Genomic DNA, 23945 nt, shown 5'->3' with positions numbered 1-23945 from the left:
GCATGTTTTAATTCTTTTACAGAATTTTGTTAAAATCTTATAAATTTCAATGACACTTACATCTCATGGCAACAAGCAAAACCCGAAAAATCGATTCTGAGGAATTAGAAAAACTGCAAAAAGTTGAAAAAACAAGAAATTCAGCTAGACGGAAAGCACAGAAAAAAGGTAAAAGTATTGCAACGGATAAATCAAAGTCAAAAAAGGCAAAGCCTGCCAGGCCTGCTAGAAAAGTAACAAAAAAACGCGCTTCAGTAAGATAGAAATCAAAACATAAAATTTCTAGTCTTCTGATTCTTCATATTCTTCATCAGATTCATAATTTGATTTTAATTCAAGCTGATGAGCTTCTTCTTTCATTTCCTCTTGTTCTGCTTTTTTCTGTGCTTTCTCAGTTTCGTTATCTTCTGACATGGTTAGGTTTCCAAGAAGTGAGATATTAAATCAGTTCAAATTATCATTTCTGAAAATAAAGTGAGTTTTTAATTATTTTAAAAGGTGATTTAGTTAAAAATAAGTTGTACTCCAAAAGTAATCATGTTTTCAATTGTATATGTACAAAGAAAGAGGAGATTTTTTTTCTCAATTTATGTCAAGATTGAGATTTTGGCCACATGGAGTTCCAAGTTTCGGCAAATTTTTTCATCATTTCGCCATAAGCTTGCATTTGATCCATTCCAGACGAGCTAAGAGTTTTTTGCCAGTTTTCTGCAAATTGTTTGAATGCTGCTGTGTTTGAATCGTTTAGTGCTTTTTGCCAAGCTTCACCAAATTCTTTGTATGATTTCATACCAGCCTCGGTGAGGGCATTTTGCCAGTTTTCTCCAAATAGTTTCATGGTCTCAGCACTGGATTCTTTGGTAGCTTTTTCCCAAACCTCATTAAACTTGGCTTGCATGTCATTACTTGCACTTTGCATTTGCTCGAAAAGTTTCTTCCAGTTTTCTAGAGATTTAGAATATTCTTGCCACAGAGAATCCCATTCATTTGAATTTTCTTCAGACATTACTGTTTAAGGCATATTGCGACTCTTAAATTATTCCTTTAAACCCAGTTATGCCTTCTTTCGATTTTTCAATCGTTCTTGCATTCTCTGCTTTCCCTCTTCAAATTTGGCTCTATCATCATCGGTTCTCAGTAAAAGTTTTGGGACATGAGTAGGTCTACCATCTTTGTCAAGGGCAACAAAAGTCACAAATGCAGTACCAGTAATTGTTCTCATTCCAGAAACAATATCTTCAGCTTCGGCTCTCACTTCAATCTCCATTGAGGAGTTGTGAACATAATTAATTCGTGCATTTAGTTTCAAGACATTTCCAACATAAACGGGCTTTATGAAATTCACACTATCCATGCTAACTGTTACTGCATTGGATTGCGAATGTCTCTGGGCAACAATTCCTGCAACCATGTCTATATGTTTTAAAATTTCTCCACCAAAGACATTTCCTGCAGGATTGGCATCAGAAGGAAACATTCTGACAATTACTTCAGCATGAGATTCGTCAGGGCTTTTTTCTGATTTTATTGTGTTTTCATTTGACATTTTAGATTCGTTTTAGTATCTCCTTTTTCTTGTCTTGAAATTCTTTATTGCTGATAATTCCTTTTTTGTTTAATTCTCCTAGTTTTTCCAAAATTAAGAGATTTTTTTCAGAGTTTACTAGTCGTTTTGTATTTTCTACAGATTTTGATATTTTTCCACTCTCAGTACGTAGGATTTTTGAAACGTCTGAACCTCGTTTTTTTGCCAAGGTTCTAAGTTCTCTAGTTTTTTCTTTTGCGAGCTGAGCAATTTTTAATTTTTTTGCTGCTTCTTTTTTATCTTGGATATCAAATCTTCGTTGGTATTCTTCAATAACTAACACTGGAAATGGAGTCCATTCAACATCCTCATAAAATTGAGTTAATTGTTCTTTTGTGACATTTTTCAAATATTTCTTAAAATAATCTTCAGATTTGTTCTCCATTAAAATACAATGGGAACCATCCCATTTAATCTAATCAGTCTAGCAGATTATTTGAAATAATTTTCTAATTTTATTTTATCAATTTTAGGAATTTTTGCCAACTCGAATCCCTCGGGCCTCTTTGTGAGAGAGCGTGTGGCATCTATTCCCATTTTTGCTGTTTGTAGTTTCTTTTGATCACTTGAAGGATCTAGGCTTGAGCCTCTCACATTTTTGATGATTACAAGGTCTTTGTCTGCTTGAAATCTTGTGGCCATGGCATATTCTACTGATTCAGCATTGTTAGGATCAATATCTTCATCAACAACAGTTACCTGCTTGAGTGATCGATGAGACTCGAATGTTTTTTTGATAATTTTTTTTGGATCGCTTTCAGATTTCTTTTTTATTTGAACTACTGCATGAAGCCAATTACAACCGCCGTTAGTCATTGAAACTTGTTTTGTCTGAGAAAATGCCTTTTTCAAATCTCCATTCAGTTTTGATTCAATAGGCATTCCCATCAGTAAGCGATGCTCTGAAAAACCAGACAGGACATCATGGAAAATAGGGTTGTTTCTAAAAAACAAATTTTCTAATTCGAAAACAGGTTGAGGGCGATGATGGTCGTATGTTTGAAGCATTTCAACCATCCATTCAGGATGTGTTTTGTCTTTGAGAATTTTTCCCTCCATAACAATTTCTGCACCAGAAGGTACATTCAAACCTGTGAAGGGGAGTTTAGCAAGAGTGAGTTTTCCTTCCAAAAGGGAATTTGCAATGTCAATTTCGTCTTTTCCCCATTCAGCTTGATATGCTCCAGCAATTGACACAGCAGGGTGTACGCCAACAGTAATGGCAATTTTAAGATCCTCACCATGTTCTTTTGCATCAATAAAGCAGCGATGCAAATGCCGCCCTTCAACCATTCTAATTGAAAAATGGGTTTTGTCAATAGGCATCATTCTATGAAAAGAAGAATTTTGTTTACCAGTTTCAGGATTTTTTGCATATGCTATAGAAGAAGTGATGAATGGACCAGATTCTTTCTCAAAATGTGTAACGATTGGAAGGATGGACAAATCCCTTGATTTATTTTCCATAAATTTCCCAGAAGAGATGATTTTTGGTTTTTTTGCTTTTTTAATAGCTTTGATCATATTTTCATGAATTGTTTCTTCTTTACTGCTTACTGCAAGAGCAAATCTTTTTCTAGTTCCAACTAAATTTGAAACAAGGCGAAATTTGCTTTCTTTGATATTTTCAAACAAAGCTGCATGTGAGCCATCTAATTTTGCAGTGATACCAGCAATTTCGTATTTTATAGATACGGGTTTTTTTACAGTCTTTAATTCATGATTTTTTTTGATAATTGCCATATAATTCCGTAAATCAGTCATTTCTCAATCATCTCCATAATTTCTGACATTAAGGCTTTTGCAGTATCAGTCTCTAATTCTTTTTGCACAAATGAGGACACTATGGCAATTCCTTTTATCCTGCTGCTAATCCGTTCAGCAGTTAGTTTTAAGAAAAGTGATTCGCTTCTAGATGGAATTACGGTTGTCGTAACAGGAGTGGGTCCACCAGACAATGAAACTACCATAGAGCCTAATCTACTAGGCCCTTCTGAAATAGATACAAAAAATCCATTTTCAAATTTTTGGATCTGTAAAGAAAAACTACGGCCCTCCAAATTGACGGTTTTTTGACAAAACCCATTTGGAGAGTTCAATAAACTTTGAACAAATCTTATGCTTTTATTGCTATTGATTCAGTCTCTGGAGAGGCTTTAACTTCAGCATTTGGATTTTTCTTGCAACGATTTTCATGCTTGTCTTTATTTACAAACAATTTGTCACAATACTGACATGCAGTTTTTGCTTTGGTTTTCTTTGCTGTTTTAGGTTTTGAAGTCTTTGCTTTTGATTTTGTTTTAACCTCTGCAACTTCTTCAATTTCAGGTGATTCAGCAATTGCTTTTGCTTCAATAGAATCAGCCTCAACTCTAGCACGAAGTTTAGCCTTGTATTTCAGATTACGTGGCTTTGTTCGGAGTCTGTATCCACAGCATGGACACCAAAGACCTTCCCATTTGATGAATATTTCACAAATTTGGCATCGACGTTGTCCAGAAGCATATCTTCCGGTTCCTACGGGCTTTTGAGCCTTATATCTTACACAAATTCCTTTACAAGTCATCTTTGTAGTCTAATATAGAATTCATAAGTATATAAGGATGGATCGATAATTTTTAGAGAATTTGTTCTAATTACTTGTAATAATTTTAATTTTTTAATCGATCATCATGATTTGTTTTAATGAAAACGAAAAAATCTTCAATAAATATGTATAGCTTATTGTATGGTTGGATTTTTTCAAAAATTAACACATAGCAATATAGTCGTTTGAACAAAAATTTCATCTTTTATCTAAAAAGATGTAAAAAATATAATAAAATCATATATTCATCAAAACATATTTTTAGAATAATATTGTTAACCGGTAATAGAAAGAGGCAAGATGGAATGTCGATATCCATCTCTTTGTGAGATGTATTTTGCAGAAAGCATATCTCGTTTCCCTCTTTGATTGAAATTTTTGATTTTAGGACTAGTTTTTCTCTCATCAACAAATTCTAATTCAAAAGAGGAGCAAAATTTTAGATTGAGCAAGTTTCCAATTTGCTTTGCAACATTCATGTTTCCATCACCAATTTTGACAATTTTCCTTTTTGCCCTCAACCCTCCCAATACTCGAATAATATGCATCACTACATTATCCACAGAGGAATGAAATGAGCTCTCTATTTCTCGCCCAAAATAGAATATAGACAGTCCAATTCTTTGACCAGGATCTATCCCTATCACAAGTTCTTCCTGATCAAACCCCAAATCGAGTTTTTGAATCATCAATCCTCTAATTACGGTTGGATGTTGTTCAAAAATCTCTTCATGTAACATTGGTTTTTTGCATTCAAATGGCGCTTCCTTTCTGGTTGTTAATACCAGATGCCCCCAATAATTTGGAATGTCTTTTGGTAAAATAGAATCAAATGTGAGATTTAGGATCTTAAGAGAATTTGAAAATCTATAATAGGGTTTGCCATACGTGGTCGCAATTCCAATACGAGTATTAAGTAATGGATCGATAATTTTTGATGATAAAATCTTAGATTTAGGTTTATGCCTTCAAAACAGTTGACACGACATGATTCACTGCTTCATCAAAGTTATCATTGATCTTTGATTGAATTTCAGCCAATTTTGATTCACCATCATGAGCAATTTTTGCTGATTCTGCATTAGCCTTTTCTTTAGAGGCATTGATTATTACCTCAGCCTCTTTTGTAGCCATTTCTCGGGTTTTTTCAAGTAGTTTTTCAACCTCGTTTTGTGCTTTGGTGTTCAGTTGTTTTTTCATGTCAGCTACTTTGCTGTTTAGTGAATCTAAGTCATCTTCTAGACCATTTAGGGACTGGATAATGCCAGTAACCTTTGATTCAGCCATGCTACTCATGCCTCAAATTCTTTAAATCCATTACTTAAATCATTCACTCAAGTCAAAACATATCAAAAAACAGAACAGTCGACAAATTGATCGCAAAATAGGATCAGATTTAATTAATTTCTTAAATTCATAATCATAATGACGAAAACTATTTTGGCTGGAATTCTAGTAAGTTCTATTCTTTTGGGCGGGATCATGTATGACAATGCATTTGCAGCAGTAGATATGTTCATGAAAATTGATGGCATAGAAGGCGAATCGCAAGACAAGAAGCATAAAGACGAAATCGATGTTTTGGCATGGTCATGGGGAGCATCACAATCTAGTTCATCTCCCACTGGAGGAGGAAAGGTCAATGTACAAGATGTGTTTGTAACAAAATTCATTGATAAATCAACTCCAATTTTGTTTAAATCACTTACAATTGGAAAACATATTGGTAGTGCAGAAATATCTGTAGTGGATAGAGATTACTCTGGAAATGAAGCTTACTTGACATATACTCTAGAAAATGTTTTAATCACTAGTGTCTCAACTGGAGGCTCTAGTGGAGAAGATAGGCTTACAGAAAACATCTCTCTGAATTTTGAAAAAATCAGAGTAATATATCAGCCATTTGAGAACAAAAAGAAATCTGGCGAACCAGTAGAATTTACATTTACTGTTGAAAGGCCGCCAGCATAATCTCTTTTTTCCAAAATTTAGACTCCAAACAGGTCAACAAGCAATTCAGTTTAGCAGATTTTCAATTTAGAAGCTACAAGATTATCCAGTGGTTAGCAACAAGATCGCCCTTGCTAGATCACCTTTAGATTCTTCCAGAGCACTTTTTGCCTTTTCTTCATCAACTCCTGCTTGTTGGCTAACTAGTTGAATGTCTTCATCAGAAAATACAGGCACCTCCAATTCTCTTTCTTCGTAAGAATCTGCAGTTACTGTAAAAATTGAGTTATCTTTGGCTTTCATTTCTGTAACGGAGGGTTTTGATAAAATGATCTCTTTTTTGTCAGTCTTGATGATGACTTCTTGAACATTTGGGATCTCTTTCATATCAAGTCCCATCTTGTCCATCATTCTTCGCATTTCGCGATTACCGCCACGCATCATGATGATAACTTCTCCTTACGACTTTTTAAACTATCTCTGACTTTGATTGCCATTCCATGTTTAAAATCTAAAATCATATCTGAGGACAAAACGGCTTTTCCAACAGCAATTACTTTGTTTTTGTACAAAACCGGCGTATCTGAAGAGATTTGGATATTTTTTCCAACCCAAGTTACATGTTTGCAGAAAACAGATCTTCCTTCTTCAACAAATGGGGCAGCATCTTGGTTAACTTCTAAACAGTTTTCTTTGAATTTTTTGCTTTGCAGTAAAAGTTGCGCAAAATAAGGACTGATTGCTAAACCACCATCAATTCTCAAAGTGCACAATAGTTTTCCTTTATGGGAAACTGTTTTAATTCTACCATTCTTTCTTGAAAAAGTCATCTCAATATCTTTTGGTAAAAATTTTGAAACTCCATTTCCAAACAGTGCATCTATTGTATACTTCAACTTTAGATGTTGATCCATGACAGTAGTGCGATCTATTCTAAATATTAGTTCAATGGAGCCATATATTTTGAATCTTTAACTATATAGATAGCAAATTAAACCGTATTTTATGGAAGAAAGAGAGGAAACAAGGAAAATTCAATTTACAGGCAAGTCATCATACATAGTTTCATTACCAAAACAATGGATTACTGATTTGGGTTTGAAACAAGGAGATCAAATCAGGATGGTCAGAAAAGGATCATCTACTCTTGAGTTGTATCCTCCAAAATTTGAGACTAGAGCCCAGAAGAAGGAAGATGCAACTATTGAGATAGATGCTGAAGAGATAGCTTCCTCAATTGTAAGAAAATTAATTTCATTGTACTTTTTGGGATTCAAAACAATTAATGTCAAACCAAAGACAGGAAGACTGAATCCAAACCAGAGAACCATAGTAAAAGAAGCAGTAAAAAGAATGCTCATGGGTTCTGAAATAATTTCAGATTCAACCACTGGGATTACAGTTCAGGTTCTAGTAAATCTGCTTGAATTATCAGTTGATGGAGCATTTAAGAGAATGATCCATCTTGCAAAATCAATGTCCAGTGATGCAATTCTTGCAGTAAAAGAAAATAATTTGGAGCTTGCCGAAGAAGTAATAAACACTGATGATGAAGTTGATAGATTTGGATTCTATATTATTCGTCAACTAAAAATTGCAATTCAAAATGAACACATGTTAAATGAAATGGGATTTAGAAATCCAAGAGATTGTTTAGGATACAGACTGGTGGTAAAAAACATTGAAAGGACAGGAGATCATGCAGCATTTGTAGCAAAAGACATCATAGAATTCAAAAAACCAATCAAAAAGGAAATTATTAATAGAATTCAAGAAATGAATGAATTTTCTCTTTCAGTTTTAGATGATTCATGCCTTGCTTTATTCAAAGAGGATTATGTTCAGGCTGAAAAAACAATTGAAAAAACAACCCAAATCACAAAATTTGAGAAAAAAGTAAGAGATGCATCAAAATCACTCAAAGATGATGAAGAGATTTACAGGATAAGACGAATTACAGAAAACATCAGAAGGATTTCAGAGTATGCCAGTGATATTGCAGAAATTGTTCTAAATATGAACATTGAAAAGACTTTGAAGAGAAATAACTGATTTTGTTGAAATAAGATAGAAGTTTAAACCGCTATTTTGATGGAGAATTAGTTAAATGAATTCAGCGATTTTAATCACTTATGACAAAGAAGATGCCATTACAGAGGCAGTAGGCCTATGTGATGCAGCAGGATATGAGATTGTCCATACAATAAAGCAAGATTTTCTTAAAAAACCAAAATATGGAATTAGTGAGGGGGTTTTAGAAAGATTACAAGAAGTCGTAGAAAAACTAAGACCAGATGTTATAATTTTTGATGAAATTCTAAAGCCGCATCAAAATTATAACTTGGCATCGATTTTACACAGAGAGATTTTAGACAGAGAAGCACTGATTTTAGAAATTTTTGAGAGAAGGGCATCAAGTGCAGAATCAAAGCTACAGGTAAAGTTAGCTCAATTACGATATGAGATGGCAAGAGCAAAAGAAAAGGTTCGTCTATCAAGTATGGGTGAACAACCAGGATTTATGGGAATTGGAAAGTTTGAGGTAGATGTTTACTATAATGACATCAAACATAGAATGCAGACCATAAGATCAAAGCTTGAAAAAGCTGGAAAACAAAGAGAACTACACAGACAAGGGAGAAAAAGACAAGGATTTAAGACAATTTCACTTGCAGGATATACATCTGCAGGCAAAACAACATTGTTCAACAGATTAACAGGTGAAACAAGGCAACAGAGTAAGGAATTATTTACTACACTTTCAACCACCACTAGAAGAGTAACAATTGATCGTGAGCCGTTTTTAATTTCAGATACTGTGGGTTTCATTAGCAAACTTCCTGCATACATGATTGATGCATTCAAATCAACTCTTGAAGAATTGCTTCACACAGACGTTATTATTCTTGTAATTGATGTTAGTGATTCAATATTTGATTTGAAGAAAAAATTTTCAAGCTGTATAAGAACATTAAGTGAATTAGAAGTTGAAAGAGATAGAATAATTTTTGTTTTAAATAAATCAGATCTAATGCAACAAGAACAGATTGATGAAAAAACAGAAATATTAAATCTCAAAGATAATAAAAAAACAATTTCTGTATCCTCAAAAACAGGAGAGAATGTAAATGAATTAAAAATACTAATTAAAAATATTATAGAAAATCAAAATTCCCCCAAAATTAAAACGGAGTTTGAAGCATCATATGGAAATTGAAGTTGTAAGAATCGGCCAAAGGATTGTAAGAGATGACAGAGTGACAACACATGTAGCACTAGTTGCACGTGCCTTTGGGGCATCAAAGATCTTTATGACAGAAGTCAATCCAGAAATTAGAGACACTATTGAGAAAATAAATAAAACATGGGGAGGGAAATTTTTAGTGGAATTTATTGATAGTTGGAGATCAATTGTAAAAATGAAAAAAGAAGAAAAATTCAAGATTGTCCATCTTACCATGTATGGAGAAAGCATCAATGCCGCTCAAAAGGAACTAGAAAATGAAGAAAAATTGCTTATTGTGGTGGGGGCAGAAAAAGTTCCCAGGGAGATTTACGAATTATCTGACTATAATGTGGGGGTTGGCAGCCAACCCCATTCAGAGATTAGTGCTCTTGCAGTACTTTTAGACAGGATTCAGAGAGGAGAGCAGTTTAAGGCTGATTTTTCTGGAGGCACAAGAAAGATCATACCTACAAAAAAAGGCAAAAATGTCCTAGTTAACGAAACAAGGGATTAATAGTAGAAAATCAGGACTCATTAGAGTTGGTAGACAAATACGAGGATCCTTTTGTTCGAATAGCATCCATGATTGGGGGAGATGAGTATCTCAAAGTAGCTAGATCACTTTTGAAAGCTGAAGATGCAACAGATGAGGAAATTGCCAGCTCCACAGGATTGAGAATCAACATGGTCAGAAAAGTTCTCTATGATCTATTTGGAAAATCGTTAATCACTGGAATCAGAGTCAAAGATGAAAGAAAGGGATGGTTTGTTTATAGATGGAGAACAAGAAGAGAAGAGGTAGAGAATTTTATTGAAAATCAAAAAAAGAAAATCACAGAGAGACTACAGCAAAGATTAGATTATGAGAACGCTTCAGATTTTTACCATTGTGGAAATGAAGATTGTCCAAGAGTAACATTTGAGGATGCATTAGAAGGTATGTTCAAATGTCCATCTTGTGGCAATGTTTTGAATTTAAAAAAGAATGACAAATCAAAGAAAGCATATTCAAAGAAAATCGATGAGATCAAAAAAGATATGCAACAAACATTCTAAATTTAAAGATGATTAGTGTGGTTAGTAAAAAACAATCAAGTAAAAAAATACCAAAAAAAGCAATTAAAAAAATACTAGTTCCATTAGATGGTTCAAAAAATTCTTTTAGAGCATTAGAAGAGACAATCAATTTAGCAAAATACACAGAGTCTCAAATAGTCGGAATCTATGTCATACCAAGTGATATTTCATCGCTTCCATTAATAGAAATCATTCAGCCATTATCTTCATTGAAACCAGCAGGATTTCAGAAAAGAATTATCAAATATGGCGAAAAAATAATTGCAAAGGCTAAAGAGATTTGTATGCAAAATAAAATAAGATTTTCAGGTCAAGTGATAAAAGGAAATCCAGGAAGCGATATTGTGAAATTTTCGAATTCTAAAAAGAACAAAATCGGCATGATAGTTATTGGTTCAAGGGGAAAAGGCCCAACAACAGAGATACTTTTGGGAAGTGTTTCAAACTATGTCATCCATAAGGCCAAATCTCCTGTAATGATAGTAAAGTAAAGGATTTTTGAACAATCAAGATGATCAGAAATTTACCAATTTTTGAAAAATAGGTTACAAAATAAATAAGGAGGAACTTGTTGATAAGTCCTTGAGTCAAATTGCAACAGTAAACCCAGCAACTGAAGAAGAGATTGCAAAATACGATGCAATGTCAAAAGATCAGGTATTTGAGCTGGTTGGAAAAGCAAAAAGAGCATTTCCAGAATGGAAGAAAGATTATGAAAAAAGACGAAGTTACATTTACAATTTAGTTGAATATCTAAAAAAGAACAAAACACATCTTGCAAAAATTGCTACTTCTGAAATGGGTAAAGCGCTCAAAGAGTCAATCGGAGAAGTTGAAAAATGTGCCTGGGCTTTGGAGTTTTATGCAGACCATGGAGATAGTTTTCTTTCAGACGAGGTACTAAATACAGATGCACGAAAAAGCTTTCTAACATTTGAGCCACTTGGGGTTATCGGTTCAATCATGCCATGGAATTTTCCATACTGGCAGGCACTTAGATTTGCCGCACCATGCCTGATGGCAGGAAATGTCATTGTAATGAAACCATCTCGCGTAACAATGCAATCAGGAATAGAAATTGAGAAAGCATTTGCCGAATCAGGCATTCCTGATGGAATATTTCAAACAGTTGTTGGAAGTGTAGATTCAGCAAATCACCTTATTGATTCAGATGTTAATGCGGTTACATTTACGGGAAGTACAAATGCAGGTGCCAAAGTTGGTGAAAGAGCGGCTCTTAATTTGAAAAAATGTGTTTTGGAATTAGGAGGAAGTGATCCTTTCATTGTTCTTGATGATGCAATTATTGAAAAAGCAGCAGAAGGTGCAGTTAAAGGGCGATTCATAAACTGTGGTCAGAGTTGTGTAGCCTCAAAAAGATTTTTTGTTGGAAAAAATATTGCTAAAGACTTTATTGAATTGTTTATCAAAAAGGCATCTGAACTAAAGGTAGGCGATCCAATGTCAATTGAAACTGATATAGGACCATTATCTAGCAAAGATAGTTTAGATACCATTTCAGGAATAGTTGAAGATGCAAAACAAAAAGGAGCTGAAATTCTTTTGGGAGGATCAGAAATTGAAGGTAAAGGGTATTTTTACAAACCCACTATCCTCACAAATGTAAAGCCAGATATGAGAATTGCAAAGGAAGAGACATTTGGTCCTGTTGCCCCAATCACAATTGTCGAAAATGAAAGTGAAGCAATAAAACTTGCAAATGATATAGAGTTTGGACTAGGTGCAAGCATTTGGACAAAAGATTTGGCAAAAGCTGAAAAAATGTCTAGAAGAATTGAATCAGGAATAGTCAGCGTAAATAATGTAGTAATTTCTGATCCTAGAATCCCATTTGGAGGAATAAAGCACAGTGGATTTGGAAGAGAGTTATCAAGATACGGAATGCTAGAATTTGTAAATATCAAATCAGTTAGATTTTATGATAATCTAACTCATCATCACTATGTTGAATGATCTAATTTAACTAGATTTTGAGGAGTTAATCGTCCTCATCATCGTCTTCATCATAATCACATTCTTCTAATTCAACATAAGATGGAGTTCCATCATCTTCAAAGTATATTTCAACGCAAATATCAGATGCCAATGTCGATGCCAGAGTCTCAGCTAGTTCTTTTGGAAAATTACTCAATCTACTAGGATCTGAAGAATAACGGTATTCAGTGATTTCATCCTCATGAAAGAAATCAATCTCAATATCCCCATTTGTAAATTTTCGTACTCCTACTACTTCACCAAATATACTATGTGCCAATCTTAACTTCCTTGTTCAGATACATCTTTGGCCAGGTTCTCTGCTAGTTTTTCATAATGATCTCTAGCTTTTCCAATTTCTTTTAGTTTTGAATCCTCAATTTCATTTAGTTCTTTATCGACTTTCTCAGATACATATTGTAGACGAGCTTCTGCCATCATAAACAATCTATTATTTTCTTTCCACAAATGTTCTGTAATATGGTCAACATACTGCTTCATATCATTAATTAGATTTCCAGAATTTCCTGATGAAAGATACTCTTTTGCTGATGTTTCCATGCTTTTTCCAATTTCTCTTGAACGTTCATGATCCATTAGCATCATAGCAATTGGTCCCATATTTCGTGGCATTCCTGCTTGTTCTAATGCAGGAAACAAAGAATTTTCTTCTTTACTATGATGACATACATCTGTAAAATTTTTTGAAAAATCAATTACAGGTAACAAAATAGATTCAGGAATTTGTTTCCCATCAGAAAGTAATTGAACAGTTGATTCCATAGCTTTGATTACTTTTTCAATAAGTTCGTGATCTTTTCGTAATGATGCTGTAGACATATTGTTTAAGAAAAAAATGCGGTATCTATATCTTTTTTATTTTTAGTTAAATAATGAAAAGATAGAATTAGTTAACGATTCTATACGTTAACCATTTGTTTTAACGATTGGAAAGGCTTTTTGCTTTTACGAATGCCCAGATCTTCTTGGTCATTTCGCTTGGGGCAATAGGTTTCTTACCAAAAACTTGCTCTACAGTTTCTTTGCGTCCAGCAAAGCTAATTGCATAACCACCAAATGCTTTTTTACCAGATTTTGATTTAGATGATTTTGTTTTTTTACTAGCACTTTTAGTGGTAGGTTTTCTTTTTGATGTAGATTTCTTTTTTGCAGCAACTTTTCTTTTGGTTGCTGTTTTTCTTTTTGTTGTAGCTTTCTTTTTTGCTGCCAATTTCTTGAAATCTTATTCTAAATTAAGTATAATAACTTACACTTTGATATAGTGTAAAACAAGGTGATTTTTGAGCCTTCTTACAGAGTTTAATTTTATATTTGGAGATTCCCTAATTTTTGCAAATCCACCTCCCTGAACAAAACTAATTGCATTGGTTCCCCCAATTAGGAATGGCGATATTGTTATTATAATTTCATCAAACAAATCTAATTTAATAAATTCCCAATTAATGGTTCCGCCACCTTCTACAAGAAGTGATGTTATTCCTTGACTTTCAAGTTGTTTTAAAAGTGATTTTATATTTACAGATGATTGTCCGCACACAACTATATCCAATGGATGTTTTTTTAATAGCTCAAAATTTTTCTTGGTTATTTGTTTTGATACTGCTAAAATTGTAGGAATGTGTTTGCATGTTTTGATAATTTTGGATTTTTGTGAAATTTTTCCTTGTGAATCTAAAACTATTCTAATAGGATTTTTTCCTTTTGAGTGCCTCACAGTAAGTAATGGATCATCACGATCAACAGTGTTTTTACCAACTAATATTGCATCAACTTTAGATCTTAGTTTATGCAATCTAATAGAATCTTCTTTTGAAGATAGTTTTGAATCACCAGTATAAGTTGCAATCTTTCCATCAATTGAAATTGCTGCACTAAGAATTACATGCAGTTTAGATTTTACCATGAACTACTTTCCCTCCGATCATAACTGCACGTATAGATGATTCTGATGCCCTATGAACAATTGACGCATGAGGATTATGCATCGGTTCTAAATCTAATGCATGTTTTTCAATAAATATACAGTCAGCAATTTTGCCATTTTCTATAACTCCAATGTCTTTTCTCAAAAGTTTACCACCATTTACAGTAGCCATTTTTAGAATTTCTTTTGGATTGATTCGTTTTTTGTGAATTCCCATGGTTGCTTTCCACAGATAATCCATTTCTCTAAACATATCAGGAGAATTGATCATAATGTTATCAGTTCCCAATGCAATCGTGCAACCAGATTTTTTCATATTTTCTATATCCGGGATGCCTTCTGCAAGTGAGGCATTTGCTCTAGGACATATCACGATTCCTCGTGTTCTTTTTGCGGCTGAATTAAGATCACCCATGGAGGCATGGGTCATATGTACGAGAAAATGTGGTTTTAGGTTCAGAGATCTAATAGTTTCAGATCTTCCAGTCATTTTTTTGGAGGCTGAGACGCTTTGTTTTGTTTCTGATGAATGAATTGCTCTAATTTTAGAGGTTTTCGAGTATTGACGTAGAACTGCATTGCTGTTTTCATTTGCCCCGCTTACTCCAAGACCATCACATTTCTTTAGAAGTTGTTCTAATTCGGACAATTTTGATTTAGGAAATGGAATGTTTTTTCGAATTTCATTAGTTGTTTGATAATAATCCAATCTTCCTAAAATCACAGAACGTATTGGAGAATTTTTTAAAATATTTTTTAAAAGTAAAACACCATCAATGCCACCTTCTCTAAAATCGACAAATGTAGTAATGCCTTTTTGTACCATAGAAGTAACTGAATTTTTCATATAGTTTGCAAGAATTTCTTTATCTGTATTTTTTAGAATTTTAGATTTTGCTCCAAAAACAGGATGAATTCTTTTGTCAACTGTGCTGTTTAGAGTAATGTCTTTTCCAACAGAATCACCAATATGAGTATGGCAATTCACAAAGCCAGGTATCATTAAAAGACCTTCACAGTCCAAGGTTTCTTCTTTTGAACTTGGACCAATGTTTGGTTGAATTCTTTTGAATCTTTGATTTTGTATTTTGATATTAGTATTTGAAATAAAATCTAACTCTTTTCCTAGTAAGACACTGATATTTTTTATTAACATGATAATTCATAAACTTCAGGCTTTTTTTTGCCTGAATCTCTTATCTCTCTAATTGTATCAAGAGATTTTGTAGCAAGCTTAACTGCATCTCTACCTGTTTTTGCATTACCTATACCACAATTCAAAATTATTTCATCATTATTTTTTATTGAATTAATGAATTCTTGAGTTGAATTCTTTGCATCTTCACTTGCTACAACCATAAAGTTATCACCGCCCATAAAAAATGTCAGAGAGTTTTTGTCAAGAAAATATTTTGACATTTTTGCATAGAGATTAAAGATGATTGAGGAAATTTCATAAGGTGAATTTGTTTTTCTCCTTGAAGTTAGATCATCCACATCAAGATGCATTATTGTGACAGATTTCTCAGAATCATTGGCAACATATCCAAAAATATTGTGTTCTTTACTTAGAATTACCTGATTTTTCTTTCCATCATATGCTTTGAGATTAGCCTCAAACGGGGAATTTCCGTATCCGATGGATACGGATAATCGTATATCAAATGATTTTTCCAGTGATTTTTGAATCTCAATATGATCATCAAGGCTCAGACCATTTGTAACTACAAAGAATTCATCAGCTCGGTTCAAGAAAACCAGGCAATTTTTTTGAGAAAATAGTCTTTGCACTTCCTTGTATAATGATGCCTGTAGCATTTGTAGTTCATGCTCTCTATCGCTCCCTAATGTGAGAGTCCAAGGACCATATCCATTAATTTTTAGAATACTTAGTTGAATCATTTTTTTATTCTATCAAGTTCTCCTGTAATTTTCAAAATAGCCTCTACTGCTCTTTCAGCTACTGGGCGTATTCTAGCATATGCATGTCTTTCTTGCATACCTGGTCCAGTAATTCCCAATGAGACAGGTTTTTCATATTTTATAGAAAGATCTGTCAATGCCTTTGCTGTTGAATGTGCAATAACTTCATCATGTTTTGTCTGTCCTTTGATGATTGCACCCAATGTGACAACTCCATCAACATCCTTTTTTTGTAATAATGCATTCACTATAATCGGCATATCATATGCTCCTGGGACACTACAGGTATACTTTATTTTTAACTTCAATTTTTCAGCTTTTTCTTCTGCAACAGATAACATCCTAGATGTCACTTTTTCATTAAATTCCGAGACCACTACTGCAATATTCAAAATTAATGCACCTTTGCGTATTCTAAAAGCTCTTTCCCATCAATTAATGGAATTCCATTTTGTTTTGCATATTTTTCTGCCTTATCAACAGATAATGCAGTATAAGTTTCTGCATCCATCATTTCACAAATAGCAGTTACAGGAGTCAATCCTGCAATTTGAGCAAGATAAACAGACATTTCAGTATGTCCTTGTCTTGATTTGATTAATCCCTTGGAGGCAATTAAGAGGGGAATATGTCCAGGGGTTTTGAATGAAGATACAAATTTTTTCTTTTTGTTTTCAACATTGTAAAGATTTGCCATTTCAGTAATTGTCAAGGATCTGTCTTTGTCAGTAATTCCAGTGTATGTCTGATAATGATTAACATAAATCGAAAATGTTGGATGATCCCCATAGGGAGCCAGCCCCATAATCATTTCTTTATTTGAAATATTAGATTCATCTAAAATTTCATGCATATATCGTAATCCTAGAGAATTTGCAAATGCATTATCAATTGCTATACATAAAAGACCACCTGCATGTTGTCTCATTCTTGCAACATGTTCTGGAGTAACAAATTCTGCTGCAACTACCATATCAATTTCATTTTCTCTGCCTGCTGAATCAAATAACAGTACAAATTCGCCTCGTTTTAACGATTGAAGTGCAGATTCTAGTGTCATGTACAAAAAAATCGGCTTTGTTCTAATTATAAAGTTTACTAAAATATTGGTAATTACCAAAAAAGTGGTAAATTATAATTTATTTGAGAATGTATTTTCCAAGAATATCAGTTTCAATATTAATTTTGTCGCCAACTTTTTTTGTTTGAAAATTTGTGACATCAATTGTGTGAGGGATTAAACATACTGAGGCAAGATTCTTTTTTACATCTACAACCGTTAAACTAATTCCATCTATTGCGATCGAGCCTTTCTTTACAACATATTTTGCAAGATTTTTTGGAACTTCAAACCAAACTTGAACCTCTTTTGGTTTCTTTTGGATTTTTTTGATAGTTCCCACACCATCTACATGGCCTAAAACAAAATGACCTTCAAGTCTATCCCCTGCTTTTAAACTTCGTTCAATGTTTACTATTCCACCAGGTTTAAGATTTCCAAGATCTGTCTTTTTTGTAGTTTCTTCTATCATTTCAAAAATACAATTTGGTTTTGATAATTTTGTCACAGTTAGACATACACCATTTAATGCAACACTTTGACCAATTTTGAGACCTTTAGAATGCTTTCCCAAATTTACTGTCATTTGAATTGCGCTGCGATTTTTGGTAGCTTTAGAAATTTTTTCAACTTTTCCAATTCCTTCTACAATACCAGTAAACATTACTTTTTGTGAAAAATTCTTTTATAAATTGATTTAGTCAGATGTTGTTTTTGATTCTAACAATTCATATTCATTTTCACAAAATTGGTGAAAAACTGAGCATTTGTTGTTCTTTGCATCATTCTTAATTTTATCAAAATCTTTTAGCAAAACACCTTGGGCCGACAAAAAGGCTTCATCCTCTAGTCCTAATTTCTGAAATAGTCTTGATTTGGCAATAGCTGCTTCTTTGAGGCTTGAGTCTGAGGTTTGAGCTTTATCATAAAATTGAATGGATTCATGGAATTTTTTAAGATGAGTAAGTGAAATTGCCTTATTCATAAGTGCCGTAGTATCGTTTTCATCTAATTCCAGCACTTTATTGTAAAATTCTATTGCCTCATCGTGTCTGTCTAACTCATTTAGAGATAATCCCATGCTATTGAGTGCCCAGACATCTTTAGGATTAGATTGTAGAATTATGTTACAGCATTCTATTGCTTCATTGTATTTTTTAAGACTCTCAAGTGCATAGATTTTATTTTTTAAAGCATAAGAATCAGAATTTTTAATGTCTAAAACCTTTTCACAAAAAGATATCGCTTCTTCAAATTTATCTAGATGTAATAGAGCCAAGCCAGCATTTTGTAGTCCAAGCAAGTCATTTGGATTTTTCTCAAGTAATTTTTTGCAATATTCAAACATGTCCTCATATTTTCTTGCTTCAAACATTCTTGTGATTACATTTGTTGGATCAAGTAAATTAACCAAGATTAATCAACAGTAATAGGTTTTCATTACCTTTATTCTTTGTATAGAAATTAAAAGAAAATTTTACTATTTCAAAACTTTCCTTAGTGTGTCATTTAGTACTTTGGAATAGCTATATGATGCTTGTTCTGTTTGAATCAATTTAGCTTGACGCATTCTTATTTTTTTGTCAAGATCATCGTCAATCATTATGGTAACACGCTTGCTCATTCTAATGTTGAAATATGAAGATCTTAATATAACATTGTCTCAAAAGTTCCACAAATGGGAATTTAGTTTAGAGTTGGGAGATCACTTGTTCCATTTTAAAGGGTTTTTGGATAATTGGAACTTGAAGTTTTTCTAATTTTTCTTCTGTTGATGAGCTACCATCTGCAGTAACTGCAATTATTTTTGCTTTTGAATTGATTTTTTGGATCTTTTTTATTGCATAAATTCCTGTTCCGTTAGGCATGTTAAGATCAATTAAAACAACATCAGGTTTCTTTTCTTTATACAATTTTACCGCAGAAACACCATCATATCCTCTTCCAATAACATCAATGCCTTTTTCTTCTAAGAATTCACTAAACAGACGGACAGTATCCTTGTCATCATCTATAACGATAACTGATTTTGTCATATAATCATAATTACCTTATTATGCTTTAATATTTTGTATTAACTTGAACTAACAATGGCTGGCATCGACAGATTACTTTCTTCGTGCCTTTCTGAATCGATAAAAAACGTTCTTGAAAAAGATTTATTAAAAAAAGTTGAAAGAGAATTGTTTCTCAAGCACGGAATGTCAATAAAACTTTCAATTGAACATTTTGAAAAATTTCTTAGTATATTAAAAACAAATTCATTATTAGATGCAAAAAAAATTCAAAAAGAGATCATTGTAAAAAATATAAAAATTAAAAATTTGGATGACAGGCATGTAATTAAAATACTCAATAATGAACTAGTAAACTCTATTTTAGGATTTTTGGGAGATTTTGAATCAAGGGAAATCATATTGTCGTTGCTTGAAACCGAATTAACAATACCAGATATTTTAAAAAAATCCAAAGTTCCAAAGACTTCAGGATATAGAAAGATTGAAAATCTTATTCTAAATGGAGTATTGATTGAAACTGGACGTATTCGTAGTGACAGCAAAAGGATTTCAAAGTACAGATGTTGTTTTAATGAAATAAAAACAAAAATGAACAAAGACAAGGTTGAACTAGTCTGCATAGTTGACAAAAAAATACTTGAAAAAAGTTCATCAATGAATGGTTTTACCTAAAAATCATTTTTTTATTAAATCTAAGACAGCCTTTGCTTGTTTGTAGTGTACTTCATCAATCATTTTTCCATCCACAGTTGTTGCACCTTTTCCTTTTTTGACAGAATTAAGGTATATTTTACAAACTTTTTGTGCCCATTGAATTTCAGTTTTACTTGGATGAAAGAGTCTGTGAGTAGTTTCTATTTGGTCAGGATGAATAATGCTTTTTCCTGCATATCCTAGACTTTTTCCAATTTTACAGTCTTTTTCTAAACCCTTAGAATCTTTTAGATCTTGCCAAATTGCATCAATTGCAACAACTCCTGCTGCTTTTGCATCTACAGGAATTTTTGCACGTGAATATTTTCCGCCTTCTGCATTTTTGGCATATTCAATTCCCATGTCATTTAATAAATCAAAGACACCAAATACAACTGCGCAAACTCTCTTATCAAATGAAGCAATGTCGTATGTGTTAACTACGCCCTCAGCAGATTCAATTGAGGGGATTAATTGAATTGGTTTTAGTTTTCTTGTCTTTTCTAATTTAGAAAGGTTTTTTTCAATTTTTTTCAATTCAGCAGTGTTGTTGACTTTGGGAATAACTATTCCATCAATTCCCTTTTGAACAATTTCTTTTAGATCATCAGGAATCCTACCTGAAGATGGAGAATTTGTTCTAACAAAAATGGATGAGAGATATGATGATCTTGATTTGAGTGCAGTCTTGATTAGTTTTCTTGCATTTTGTTTTTCTAAATCAGGCACAGAATCCTCTAAATCAAAACATACAATGTCTGCTTTTAATGACTTTGCCTTTTCTAGAAATCTCGAATTGTTTCCAGGAACAAAAATGAGACTTCGAAAAAGCCGAGTCATTAAATGACTATGCGCCCTCTGGCTTCATTAAGATTTTGCCAAAGAGGCCTTTTCCAGTCAACATCTTGGTATGTGCCTCTGCTGCTTGTTCAAATGAATAGACAGAGTCTATTGCAGCTTTAATTTTTCCTTGACCCATCCAATAAAGACCTTGATCAAGTTCAGCTTTGGTTCCTTGTGTTGAACCCAAGATGTTTGTTCCTTTAAAGAAGATATGTCTTAGGTCAGTTTTGGCATCATAACCAGTCGTTGCCCCACATGAAACTAGTGTTGCACCATATTTCAGCAAGGTTAGTTGTTTGTTCCAATGAGTTTCACCAATGTGATCAAATGAAACATCAATTCCTGGTACTTCACCTTTCTTCTTGGCTAATTCTTTTGTAATTGTTCTTACTTCTTTATGCCAGTCATCTTTTCTATGATCTACTGCATAATCAGCTCCAAGTTCTAGACATTTGTCAAGTTTGTCAGGACTTGCAGTTGCAATAACATCACAGTTGTACAGTTTTGCAATTTGAATTCCAAAGCTGCCGACTCCAGAACCACCTCCCATGATCAAGACGGTTTGTCCTGGTGTGATTTTAGCTCTGCCAACTAACATGTGCCATGAAGTTAGTAATGTCATTGATGCAGCTGCTGCTTCATCATAAGAAACACCTTCAGGGATTTTTGAGATATTAACTTCTGGAAGGTGGGTAACTTCCTGATAAGCTCCCCATGTTGGACCAGTTTGGAATCCCCAAATTATTCTATTGACACAGTCAAATTCTCTACCATCAGTACATGCTTTACAAACTCTACAAGACATGTTAGAGTGGGAAACAACTCTGTCTCCTACTTTGATATTTTTAACGTCCTCACCTACAGCGATTACATCTCCTGCGGCGTCAGAACCTGATACGTGTGGTAATGGTACTGGGACTGGTTGTCCTCGCATTCCCCAAATATCATTATAATTCAGAGCTGCTGCTTTGACCTTGAAAACAACCTCATCTGCTTTTGGTTTTGGTTCATCTATATCCTGGACTTTAAGGATTTTAGCAAAATTATCATCTGGTGCGTATTCATTGTATACTACGGCTTTCATAAGTAGGACGGAGCTTTGCCCATAATTATATTTTATCTGAGATCAGATGCGATTTATCTTAAAATCTCGTTTAGGTTGCTGAATTGACAATAGTATTTGTTTGAACTGTTCATCTGTAATTTGGGAGTGCATCTTTCCTTGAGATGCCATTCCAATCAGATATTGTTCAACAAGATCAGCTAATTCAGGTTTTACCATTTTGATATTGTTTAATCGCATTCTTGCTTCAGGTGCTAGAATTTGTTTTAGGATCTGTTCTTTTTGTGCAGAAAAGTCTTGATTGTTTTGATTATCTTGATTGTTTTGATTATCTTGATTGTCCTGATAATCATTAGAATCAGGAAAACTCATTTTAGATCTAAGAATATACTTTGAGCTGTGAATTTTCAGCTACAAGTTCTTTGAGAATTTCTGTTGCTAATCTATCTAGTTTTTGCATTCCTTGTTTTGAAACCACACGACCTTTCTTCTCAATTTTTTCTACATAACCAAGTTTTTCTAATCCATGAATTGCATTACGAATTATTGCACCACCCGCATCTTTATGATGAGCAGCTCCATATCCTGATGGCTTACCACCACCATACTCTTTTCGTAATTCGTTAATTCCAATTGGACCATGAAGGTAAATTTTTCTTAAAATTGATGCACATCTAGTATGCCACCATTCTCTATCTTGAGGAGGTTTGTCTGCATGAGCTCCAGTTTTTACAAACGGAATCCATGATGGAGCAGGGATATCCTCACCTTTGAGAGTTTCAGCTAGTTTTGCAATTAATACATCAGCGGGAACATCGTATACCTTTGCCATGAAGACAAAAAATCGATAATCGTCTTATAAATCATTGAGCTATTATTTTGCGATAGGTATGCCCACACAAGCTACAAGTGACTCTGATCGACTTGACTGATGTCCTGCCAAGACGAATTCTTGAATTTATTCCAGGCGCAATAAAGGACTTGCATTTTTTACAGAAAACAATTCGGAGGTCGTAAGGCATTCTAATTTTATGTCTCATGCTAATTTTTCTAGCAAGTGATGCTTGACGTTCTGAAAGTTCTGGGTTTGTTACTGCATTAGAAATTGCATTATCAATTAGAATTTGCATTCTTTCAAGTGCAATTTTTCTTACTGCAGGCTTCATGAGAATAATTGGATCTAGGTCTAAAAATTGGTTGTCTTTAAGGAAAACATGCAGTCAGCGGGATTCGAACCCGCGTCACAGGGTTGGAAACCCCGAATACTAACCAGGCTATACTATGACTGCACAAGAATTCAAACTCTATGTCCTACATAAAAATGGTTTTTTCATATTCGTAGAGCATTCTTGAAACAACTACATGTGCTTCTAGTGATGTGTTGCCTACGGAGAATAGGTTAGTGACTTTATTTTTAATAGAATCAGAAAAATGACCTTTCTGAAATCCGCCAACAACAATACACGAATCATCATTTAGACCAGAACCAATTTTTTCAAAGGTACTTTGTTTTCCTGTAGTAGATAATCCAATAATGTTTGATGGGTTTATCTGTTTAATTAATTCAGAAAAGGATTGATCTTTGAGTGATAACAATTCGTTATTTTCTACCATAACAGATTTTTCTTGGAATAATTTTTCAATTAATCCTGCAAATCTATGATATGATTTTGGAACATGCACATTTTCACCAAAAGAAATCACCTTGTCATTAATTGTATGAACAAAAAGTTTGATTTTATTTTGAAAAAATAATGGAATTGTTGTTGCTTCTAAAATACTAAAGTGAGCTATATCAGGTCTGCCTCGTTTAATTTCATTTGATATTCCTTTCATTGCTGCATAGTGCCATGAGTTATCAAGAAGTATTTCAGAGGGTATTTTTCCAAGCTTTTGTGCATGTGAAACTACAGAAGGATGTGATTTCAATTCTGTGGGAATTAATTCCAAAGAAGATTCAGCTAAAATTAAAGAGACCAT

At 33.5% G+C, this 23945-nt stretch carries 38 protein-coding genes and 1 tRNA gene; 9 read left to right on the top strand and 30 right to left on the bottom strand.

Going from position 1 to position 23945, the window contains the following annotated elements:
- Nucleotides 1–65: 65 nt before the first annotated feature.
- Complete coding sequence (locus NsoK4_RS00305; protein WP_211687431.1) at nucleotides 66–263, top strand: hypothetical protein; 198 nt, start codon at nucleotides 66–68, stop codon at nucleotides 261–263.
- Nucleotides 264–282: 19 nt separating this feature from the next.
- Here NsoK4_RS00305 and NsoK4_RS10070 read toward each other — a convergent pair whose 3' ends face one another.
- The 9 genes from NsoK4_RS10070 to NsoK4_RS00265 form a co-directional block, all read right to left on the bottom strand.
- Nucleotides 283–414: a hypothetical protein gene (locus NsoK4_RS10070; RefSeq protein ID WP_256438677.1), complete on the bottom strand. Its 132-nt coding sequence runs from the start codon at nucleotides 412–414 to the stop codon at nucleotides 283–285.
- A 178-nt stretch (nucleotides 415–592) separates the two neighbouring features.
- Nucleotides 593–1006: a hypothetical protein gene (locus tag NsoK4_RS00300; RefSeq protein ID WP_211687430.1), complete on the bottom strand. Its 414-nt coding sequence runs from the start codon at nucleotides 1004–1006 to the stop codon at nucleotides 593–595.
- A 48-nt stretch (nucleotides 1007–1054) separates the two neighbouring features.
- Nucleotides 1055–1546, bottom strand: coding sequence for an acyl-CoA thioesterase (locus tag NsoK4_RS00295; protein WP_211687429.1), 492 nt, complete (start codon nucleotides 1544–1546; stop codon nucleotides 1055–1057).
- A 1-nt stretch (nucleotide 1547) separates the two neighbouring features.
- On the bottom strand, nucleotides 1548–1970 hold the full coding sequence (locus NsoK4_RS00290) for a hypothetical protein (RefSeq protein ID WP_211687428.1): 423 nt from the start codon (nucleotides 1968–1970) through the stop codon (nucleotides 1548–1550).
- Nucleotides 1971–2017: 47 nt separating this feature from the next.
- On the bottom strand, nucleotides 2018–3349 hold the full coding sequence (locus NsoK4_RS00285) for a UbiD family decarboxylase (protein ID WP_211687427.1): 1332 nt from the start codon (nucleotides 3347–3349) through the stop codon (nucleotides 2018–2020).
- On the bottom strand, nucleotides 3346–3684 hold the full coding sequence (locus NsoK4_RS00280; RefSeq protein WP_211687426.1) for a hypothetical protein: 339 nt from the start codon (nucleotides 3682–3684) through the stop codon (nucleotides 3346–3348). Before NsoK4_RS00280 ends, NsoK4_RS00285 begins: the two co-directional genes overlap by 4 nt.
- A gap of 17 nt (nucleotides 3685–3701) precedes the next feature.
- Entirely contained in the window at nucleotides 3702–4151 is a 450-nt protein-coding gene (locus NsoK4_RS00275; protein ID WP_211687425.1) for a hypothetical protein, read from the bottom strand.
- Nucleotides 4152–4447: 296 nt separating this feature from the next.
- Nucleotides 4448–4912, bottom strand: a complete 465-nt coding sequence (locus NsoK4_RS00270) for a hypothetical protein (RefSeq protein ID WP_249111069.1) — start codon at nucleotides 4910–4912, stop codon at nucleotides 4448–4450.
- Nucleotides 4913–5132: 220 nt separating this feature from the next.
- On the bottom strand, nucleotides 5133–5459 hold the full coding sequence (locus NsoK4_RS00265; RefSeq protein WP_211688744.1) for a hypothetical protein: 327 nt from the start codon (nucleotides 5457–5459) through the stop codon (nucleotides 5133–5135).
- 138 nt (nucleotides 5460–5597) lie between these two features.
- On the opposite strand from NsoK4_RS00265, the gene NsoK4_RS00260 reads away from it, so the two are divergent.
- Nucleotides 5598–6143, top strand: a complete 546-nt coding sequence (locus tag NsoK4_RS00260) for a type VI secretion system tube protein Hcp (RefSeq protein ID WP_249111067.1) — start codon at nucleotides 5598–5600, stop codon at nucleotides 6141–6143.
- A gap of 81 nt (nucleotides 6144–6224) precedes the next feature.
- On the opposite strand, the gene NsoK4_RS00255 is transcribed toward NsoK4_RS00260, so the two are convergent.
- Both NsoK4_RS00255 and NsoK4_RS00250 read right to left on the bottom strand, forming a co-directional pair.
- Nucleotides 6225–6566 (bottom strand): nascent polypeptide-associated complex protein, encoded by a 342-nt coding sequence (locus NsoK4_RS00255; protein WP_211687424.1) that lies wholly within the window; start codon nucleotides 6564–6566, stop codon nucleotides 6225–6227.
- Nucleotides 6563–7036, bottom strand: a complete 474-nt coding sequence (locus NsoK4_RS00250; RefSeq protein WP_211687423.1) for a PUA domain-containing protein — start codon at nucleotides 7034–7036, stop codon at nucleotides 6563–6565. Before NsoK4_RS00250 ends, NsoK4_RS00255 begins: the two co-directional genes overlap by 4 nt.
- Nucleotides 7037–7127: 91 nt before the next feature.
- On the opposite strand from NsoK4_RS00250, the gene NsoK4_RS00245 reads away from it, so the two are divergent.
- From NsoK4_RS00245 to NsoK4_RS00220, 6 genes are all read left to right on the top strand, one after another.
- Complete coding sequence (locus tag NsoK4_RS00245) at nucleotides 7128–8174, top strand: phosphate uptake regulator PhoU (RefSeq protein WP_211687422.1); 1047 nt, start codon at nucleotides 7128–7130, stop codon at nucleotides 8172–8174.
- A 55-nt stretch (nucleotides 8175–8229) separates the two neighbouring features.
- A complete protein-coding gene (gene hflX / locus NsoK4_RS00240) occupies nucleotides 8230–9339 on the top strand; it encodes a GTPase HflX (protein ID WP_211687421.1) in 1110 nt (369 codons plus the stop codon).
- Complete coding sequence (locus NsoK4_RS00235; protein ID WP_211687420.1) at nucleotides 9329–9862, top strand: tRNA (cytidine(56)-2'-O)-methyltransferase; 534 nt, start codon at nucleotides 9329–9331, stop codon at nucleotides 9860–9862. Before hflX ends, NsoK4_RS00235 begins: the two co-directional genes overlap by 11 nt.
- A 26-nt stretch (nucleotides 9863–9888) precedes the next feature.
- The gene (locus NsoK4_RS00230) at nucleotides 9889–10404 is read left to right on the top strand and encodes a transcription factor (protein WP_211687419.1); all 516 of its coding nucleotides are present in this window, start codon (nucleotides 9889–9891) and stop codon (nucleotides 10402–10404) included.
- 17 nt (nucleotides 10405–10421) lie between these two features.
- Nucleotides 10422–10916 (top strand): universal stress protein, encoded by a 495-nt coding sequence (locus NsoK4_RS00225; RefSeq protein ID WP_211687418.1) that lies wholly within the window; start codon nucleotides 10422–10424, stop codon nucleotides 10914–10916.
- A 91-nt stretch (nucleotides 10917–11007) separates the two neighbouring features.
- Nucleotides 11008–12399, top strand: coding sequence for an NAD-dependent succinate-semialdehyde dehydrogenase (locus NsoK4_RS00220; RefSeq protein WP_211687417.1), 1392 nt, complete (start codon nucleotides 11008–11010; stop codon nucleotides 12397–12399).
- Nucleotides 12400–12424: 25 nt separating this feature from the next.
- Here the strand turns inward: NsoK4_RS00220 and NsoK4_RS00215 are convergent, their stop codons facing one another.
- The 12 genes from NsoK4_RS00215 to NsoK4_RS00160 form a co-directional block, all read right to left on the bottom strand.
- On the bottom strand, nucleotides 12425–12700 hold the full coding sequence (locus NsoK4_RS00215) for a hypothetical protein (RefSeq protein WP_211687416.1): 276 nt from the start codon (nucleotides 12698–12700) through the stop codon (nucleotides 12425–12427).
- A 2-nt stretch (nucleotides 12701–12702) separates the two neighbouring features.
- Nucleotides 12703–13260: a hemerythrin domain-containing protein gene (locus NsoK4_RS00210; protein ID WP_211687415.1), complete on the bottom strand. Its 558-nt coding sequence runs from the start codon at nucleotides 13258–13260 to the stop codon at nucleotides 12703–12705.
- Between the two features lie 100 nt (nucleotides 13261–13360).
- Nucleotides 13361–13651: a hypothetical protein gene (locus NsoK4_RS00205; protein WP_211687414.1), complete on the bottom strand. Its 291-nt coding sequence runs from the start codon at nucleotides 13649–13651 to the stop codon at nucleotides 13361–13363.
- 36 nt (nucleotides 13652–13687) lie between these two features.
- On the bottom strand, nucleotides 13688–14344 hold the full coding sequence (locus tag NsoK4_RS00200) for a 2,5-diamino-6-(ribosylamino)-4(3H)-pyrimidinone 5'-phosphate reductase (protein ID WP_211687413.1): 657 nt from the start codon (nucleotides 14342–14344) through the stop codon (nucleotides 13688–13690).
- The gene (locus NsoK4_RS00195; protein ID WP_211687412.1) at nucleotides 14331–15521 is read right to left on the bottom strand and encodes an amidohydrolase family protein; all 1191 of its coding nucleotides are present in this window, start codon (nucleotides 15519–15521) and stop codon (nucleotides 14331–14333) included. Before NsoK4_RS00195 ends, NsoK4_RS00200 begins: the two co-directional genes overlap by 14 nt.
- A complete protein-coding gene (locus NsoK4_RS00190) occupies nucleotides 15515–16267 on the bottom strand; it encodes a GTP cyclohydrolase IIa (RefSeq protein ID WP_211687411.1) in 753 nt (250 codons plus the stop codon). Before NsoK4_RS00190 ends, NsoK4_RS00195 begins: the two co-directional genes overlap by 7 nt.
- Nucleotides 16264–16680, bottom strand: coding sequence for a 6,7-dimethyl-8-ribityllumazine synthase (gene ribH, locus NsoK4_RS00185; protein WP_211687410.1), 417 nt, complete (start codon nucleotides 16678–16680; stop codon nucleotides 16264–16266). The genes NsoK4_RS00190 and ribH overlap by 4 nt, the downstream gene beginning before the upstream one ends.
- A 2-nt stretch (nucleotides 16681–16682) precedes the next feature.
- The gene (gene ribB / locus NsoK4_RS00180; RefSeq protein WP_211687409.1) at nucleotides 16683–17348 is read right to left on the bottom strand and encodes a 3,4-dihydroxy-2-butanone-4-phosphate synthase; all 666 of its coding nucleotides are present in this window, start codon (nucleotides 17346–17348) and stop codon (nucleotides 16683–16685) included.
- A gap of 79 nt (nucleotides 17349–17427) precedes the next feature.
- On the bottom strand, nucleotides 17428–18012 hold the full coding sequence (locus tag NsoK4_RS00175) for a riboflavin synthase (RefSeq protein ID WP_211687408.1): 585 nt from the start codon (nucleotides 18010–18012) through the stop codon (nucleotides 17428–17430).
- A 33-nt stretch (nucleotides 18013–18045) separates the two neighbouring features.
- Nucleotides 18046–18762, bottom strand: a complete 717-nt coding sequence (locus NsoK4_RS00170; RefSeq protein ID WP_211687407.1) for a tetratricopeptide repeat protein — start codon at nucleotides 18760–18762, stop codon at nucleotides 18046–18048.
- Between the two features lie 66 nt (nucleotides 18763–18828).
- The gene (locus tag NsoK4_RS00165) at nucleotides 18829–18972 is read right to left on the bottom strand and encodes a hypothetical protein (protein ID WP_211687406.1); all 144 of its coding nucleotides are present in this window, start codon (nucleotides 18970–18972) and stop codon (nucleotides 18829–18831) included.
- A 67-nt stretch (nucleotides 18973–19039) separates the two neighbouring features.
- Nucleotides 19040–19384, bottom strand: a complete 345-nt coding sequence (locus tag NsoK4_RS00160) for a response regulator (RefSeq protein WP_211687405.1) — start codon at nucleotides 19382–19384, stop codon at nucleotides 19040–19042.
- Between the two features lie 54 nt (nucleotides 19385–19438).
- Here NsoK4_RS00160 and NsoK4_RS00155 point away from each other — a divergent pair, with 54 nt between their 5' ends.
- Nucleotides 19439–20038: a transcriptional regulator gene (locus NsoK4_RS00155; RefSeq protein WP_211687404.1), complete on the top strand. Its 600-nt coding sequence runs from the start codon at nucleotides 19439–19441 to the stop codon at nucleotides 20036–20038.
- A 3-nt stretch (nucleotides 20039–20041) separates the two neighbouring features.
- On the opposite strand, the gene NsoK4_RS00150 is transcribed toward NsoK4_RS00155, so the two are convergent.
- The 7 genes from NsoK4_RS00150 to NsoK4_RS00120 all read right to left on the bottom strand — a co-directional run bounded on the left by NsoK4_RS00150 (nucleotide 20042) and on the right by NsoK4_RS00120 (nucleotide 23945).
- Nucleotides 20042–20899, bottom strand: a complete 858-nt coding sequence (locus NsoK4_RS00150; RefSeq protein ID WP_211687403.1) for a CoA ester lyase — start codon at nucleotides 20897–20899, stop codon at nucleotides 20042–20044.
- A 7-nt stretch (nucleotides 20900–20906) separates the two neighbouring features.
- The gene (locus NsoK4_RS00145) at nucleotides 20907–21986 is read right to left on the bottom strand and encodes a zinc-binding dehydrogenase (protein WP_211687402.1); all 1080 of its coding nucleotides are present in this window, start codon (nucleotides 21984–21986) and stop codon (nucleotides 20907–20909) included.
- Nucleotides 21987–22028: 42 nt separating this feature from the next.
- Nucleotides 22029–22337, bottom strand: coding sequence for a DNA-binding protein (locus NsoK4_RS00140; RefSeq protein WP_211687401.1), 309 nt, complete (start codon nucleotides 22335–22337; stop codon nucleotides 22029–22031).
- A 7-nt stretch (nucleotides 22338–22344) separates the two neighbouring features.
- A complete protein-coding gene (locus tag NsoK4_RS00135) occupies nucleotides 22345–22797 on the bottom strand; it encodes a 30S ribosomal protein S19e (protein WP_211687400.1) in 453 nt (150 codons plus the stop codon).
- A 31-nt stretch (nucleotides 22798–22828) separates the two neighbouring features.
- The gene (locus NsoK4_RS00130) at nucleotides 22829–23131 is read right to left on the bottom strand and encodes a ribonuclease P protein component 4 (protein WP_211687399.1); all 303 of its coding nucleotides are present in this window, start codon (nucleotides 23129–23131) and stop codon (nucleotides 22829–22831) included.
- A gap of 49 nt (nucleotides 23132–23180) precedes the next feature.
- A tRNA-Gly gene (locus NsoK4_RS00125) sits at nucleotides 23181–23254 on the bottom strand.
- Nucleotides 23255–23276: 22 nt separating this feature from the next.
- The gene (locus NsoK4_RS00120) at nucleotides 23277–23945 is read right to left on the bottom strand and encodes a ribosome biogenesis protein (RefSeq protein ID WP_211687398.1); all 669 of its coding nucleotides are present in this window, start codon (nucleotides 23943–23945) and stop codon (nucleotides 23277–23279) included.

The sequence above is a fragment of the Nitrosopumilus sp. K4 genome (assembly GCF_018128925.1).
In the GTDB taxonomy this organism is placed as follows: domain Archaea; phylum Thermoproteota; class Nitrososphaeria; order Nitrososphaerales; family Nitrosopumilaceae; genus HKST03.
The sequence above is the reverse complement of the archived record's forward strand: the minus strand, read 5'-3'. Positions and strand labels throughout refer to the sequence as shown.

Coding starts and splice junctions, on each gene's coding strand:
- NsoK4_RS00305 (WP_211687431.1), top strand. CDS start 66: ATGGCAACAAGCAAAACCCGAAAAATCGATTCTGAGGAATTAGAAAAA.
- NsoK4_RS10070 (WP_256438677.1), bottom strand. CDS start 414: ATGTCAGAAGATAACGAAACTGAGAAAGCACAGAAAAAAGCAGAACAA.
- NsoK4_RS00300 (WP_211687430.1), bottom strand. CDS start 1,006: ATGTCTGAAGAAAATTCAAATGAATGGGATTCTCTGTGGCAAGAATAT.
- NsoK4_RS00295 (WP_211687429.1), bottom strand. CDS start 1,546: ATGTCAAATGAAAACACAATAAAATCAGAAAAAAGCCCTGACGAATCT.
- NsoK4_RS00290 (WP_211687428.1), bottom strand. CDS start 1,970: ATGGAGAACAAATCTGAAGATTATTTTAAGAAATATTTGAAAAATGTC.
- NsoK4_RS00285 (WP_211687427.1), bottom strand. CDS start 3,349: ATGACTGATTTACGGAATTATATGGCAATTATCAAAAAAAATCATGAA.
- NsoK4_RS00275 (WP_211687425.1), bottom strand. CDS start 4,151: ATGACTTGTAAAGGAATTTGTGTAAGATATAAGGCTCAAAAGCCCGTA.
- NsoK4_RS00270 (WP_249111069.1), bottom strand. CDS start 4,912: ATGTTACATGAAGAGATTTTTGAACAACATCCAACCGTAATTAGAGGA.
- NsoK4_RS00265 (WP_211688744.1), bottom strand. CDS start 5,459: ATGGCTGAATCAAAGGTTACTGGCATTATCCAGTCCCTAAATGGTCTA.
- NsoK4_RS00260 (WP_249111067.1), top strand. CDS start 5,598: ATGACGAAAACTATTTTGGCTGGAATTCTAGTAAGTTCTATTCTTTTG.
- NsoK4_RS00255 (WP_211687424.1), bottom strand. CDS start 6,566: ATGATGCGTGGCGGTAATCGCGAAATGCGAAGAATGATGGACAAGATG.
- NsoK4_RS00250 (WP_211687423.1), bottom strand. CDS start 7,036: ATGGATCAACATCTAAAGTTGAAGTATACAATAGATGCACTGTTTGGA.
- NsoK4_RS00245 (WP_211687422.1), top strand. CDS start 7,128: ATGGAAGAAAGAGAGGAAACAAGGAAAATTCAATTTACAGGCAAGTCA.
- hflX (WP_211687421.1), top strand. CDS start 8,230: ATGAATTCAGCGATTTTAATCACTTATGACAAAGAAGATGCCATTACA.
- NsoK4_RS00235 (WP_211687420.1), top strand. CDS start 9,329: ATGGAAATTGAAGTTGTAAGAATCGGCCAAAGGATTGTAAGAGATGAC.
- NsoK4_RS00210 (WP_211687415.1), bottom strand. CDS start 13,260: ATGTCTACAGCATCATTACGAAAAGATCACGAACTTATTGAAAAAGTA.
- NsoK4_RS00200 (WP_211687413.1), bottom strand. CDS start 14,344: ATGGTAAAATCTAAACTGCATGTAATTCTTAGTGCAGCAATTTCAATT.
- NsoK4_RS00195 (WP_211687412.1), bottom strand. CDS start 15,521: ATGTTAATAAAAAATATCAGTGTCTTACTAGGAAAAGAGTTAGATTTT.
- NsoK4_RS00190 (WP_211687411.1), bottom strand. CDS start 16,267: ATGATTCAACTAAGTATTCTAAAAATTAATGGATATGGTCCTTGGACT.
- ribB (WP_211687409.1), bottom strand. CDS start 17,348: ATGACACTAGAATCTGCACTTCAATCGTTAAAACGAGGCGAATTTGTA.
- NsoK4_RS00175 (WP_211687408.1), bottom strand. CDS start 18,012: ATGTTTACTGGTATTGTAGAAGGAATTGGAAAAGTTGAAAAAATTTCT.
- NsoK4_RS00165 (WP_211687406.1), bottom strand. CDS start 18,972: ATGAGCAAGCGTGTTACCATAATGATTGACGATGATCTTGACAAAAAA.
- NsoK4_RS00160 (WP_211687405.1), bottom strand. CDS start 19,384: ATGACAAAATCAGTTATCGTTATAGATGATGACAAGGATACTGTCCGT.
- NsoK4_RS00155 (WP_211687404.1), top strand. CDS start 19,439: ATGGCTGGCATCGACAGATTACTTTCTTCGTGCCTTTCTGAATCGATA.
- NsoK4_RS00150 (WP_211687403.1), bottom strand. CDS start 20,899: ATGACTCGGCTTTTTCGAAGTCTCATTTTTGTTCCTGGAAACAATTCG.
- NsoK4_RS00145 (WP_211687402.1), bottom strand. CDS start 21,986: ATGAAAGCCGTAGTATACAATGAATACGCACCAGATGATAATTTTGCT.
- NsoK4_RS00140 (WP_211687401.1), bottom strand. CDS start 22,337: ATGAGTTTTCCTGATTCTAATGATTATCAGGACAATCAAGATAATCAA.
- NsoK4_RS00135 (WP_211687400.1), bottom strand. CDS start 22,797: ATGGCAAAGGTATACGATGTTCCCGCTGATGTATTAATTGCAAAACTA.
- NsoK4_RS00130 (WP_211687399.1), bottom strand. CDS start 23,131: ATGAAGCCTGCAGTAAGAAAAATTGCACTTGAAAGAATGCAAATTCTA.
- NsoK4_RS00120 (WP_211687398.1), bottom strand. CDS start 23,945: ATGGTCTCTTTAATTTTAGCTGAATCTTCTTTGGAATTAATTCCCACA.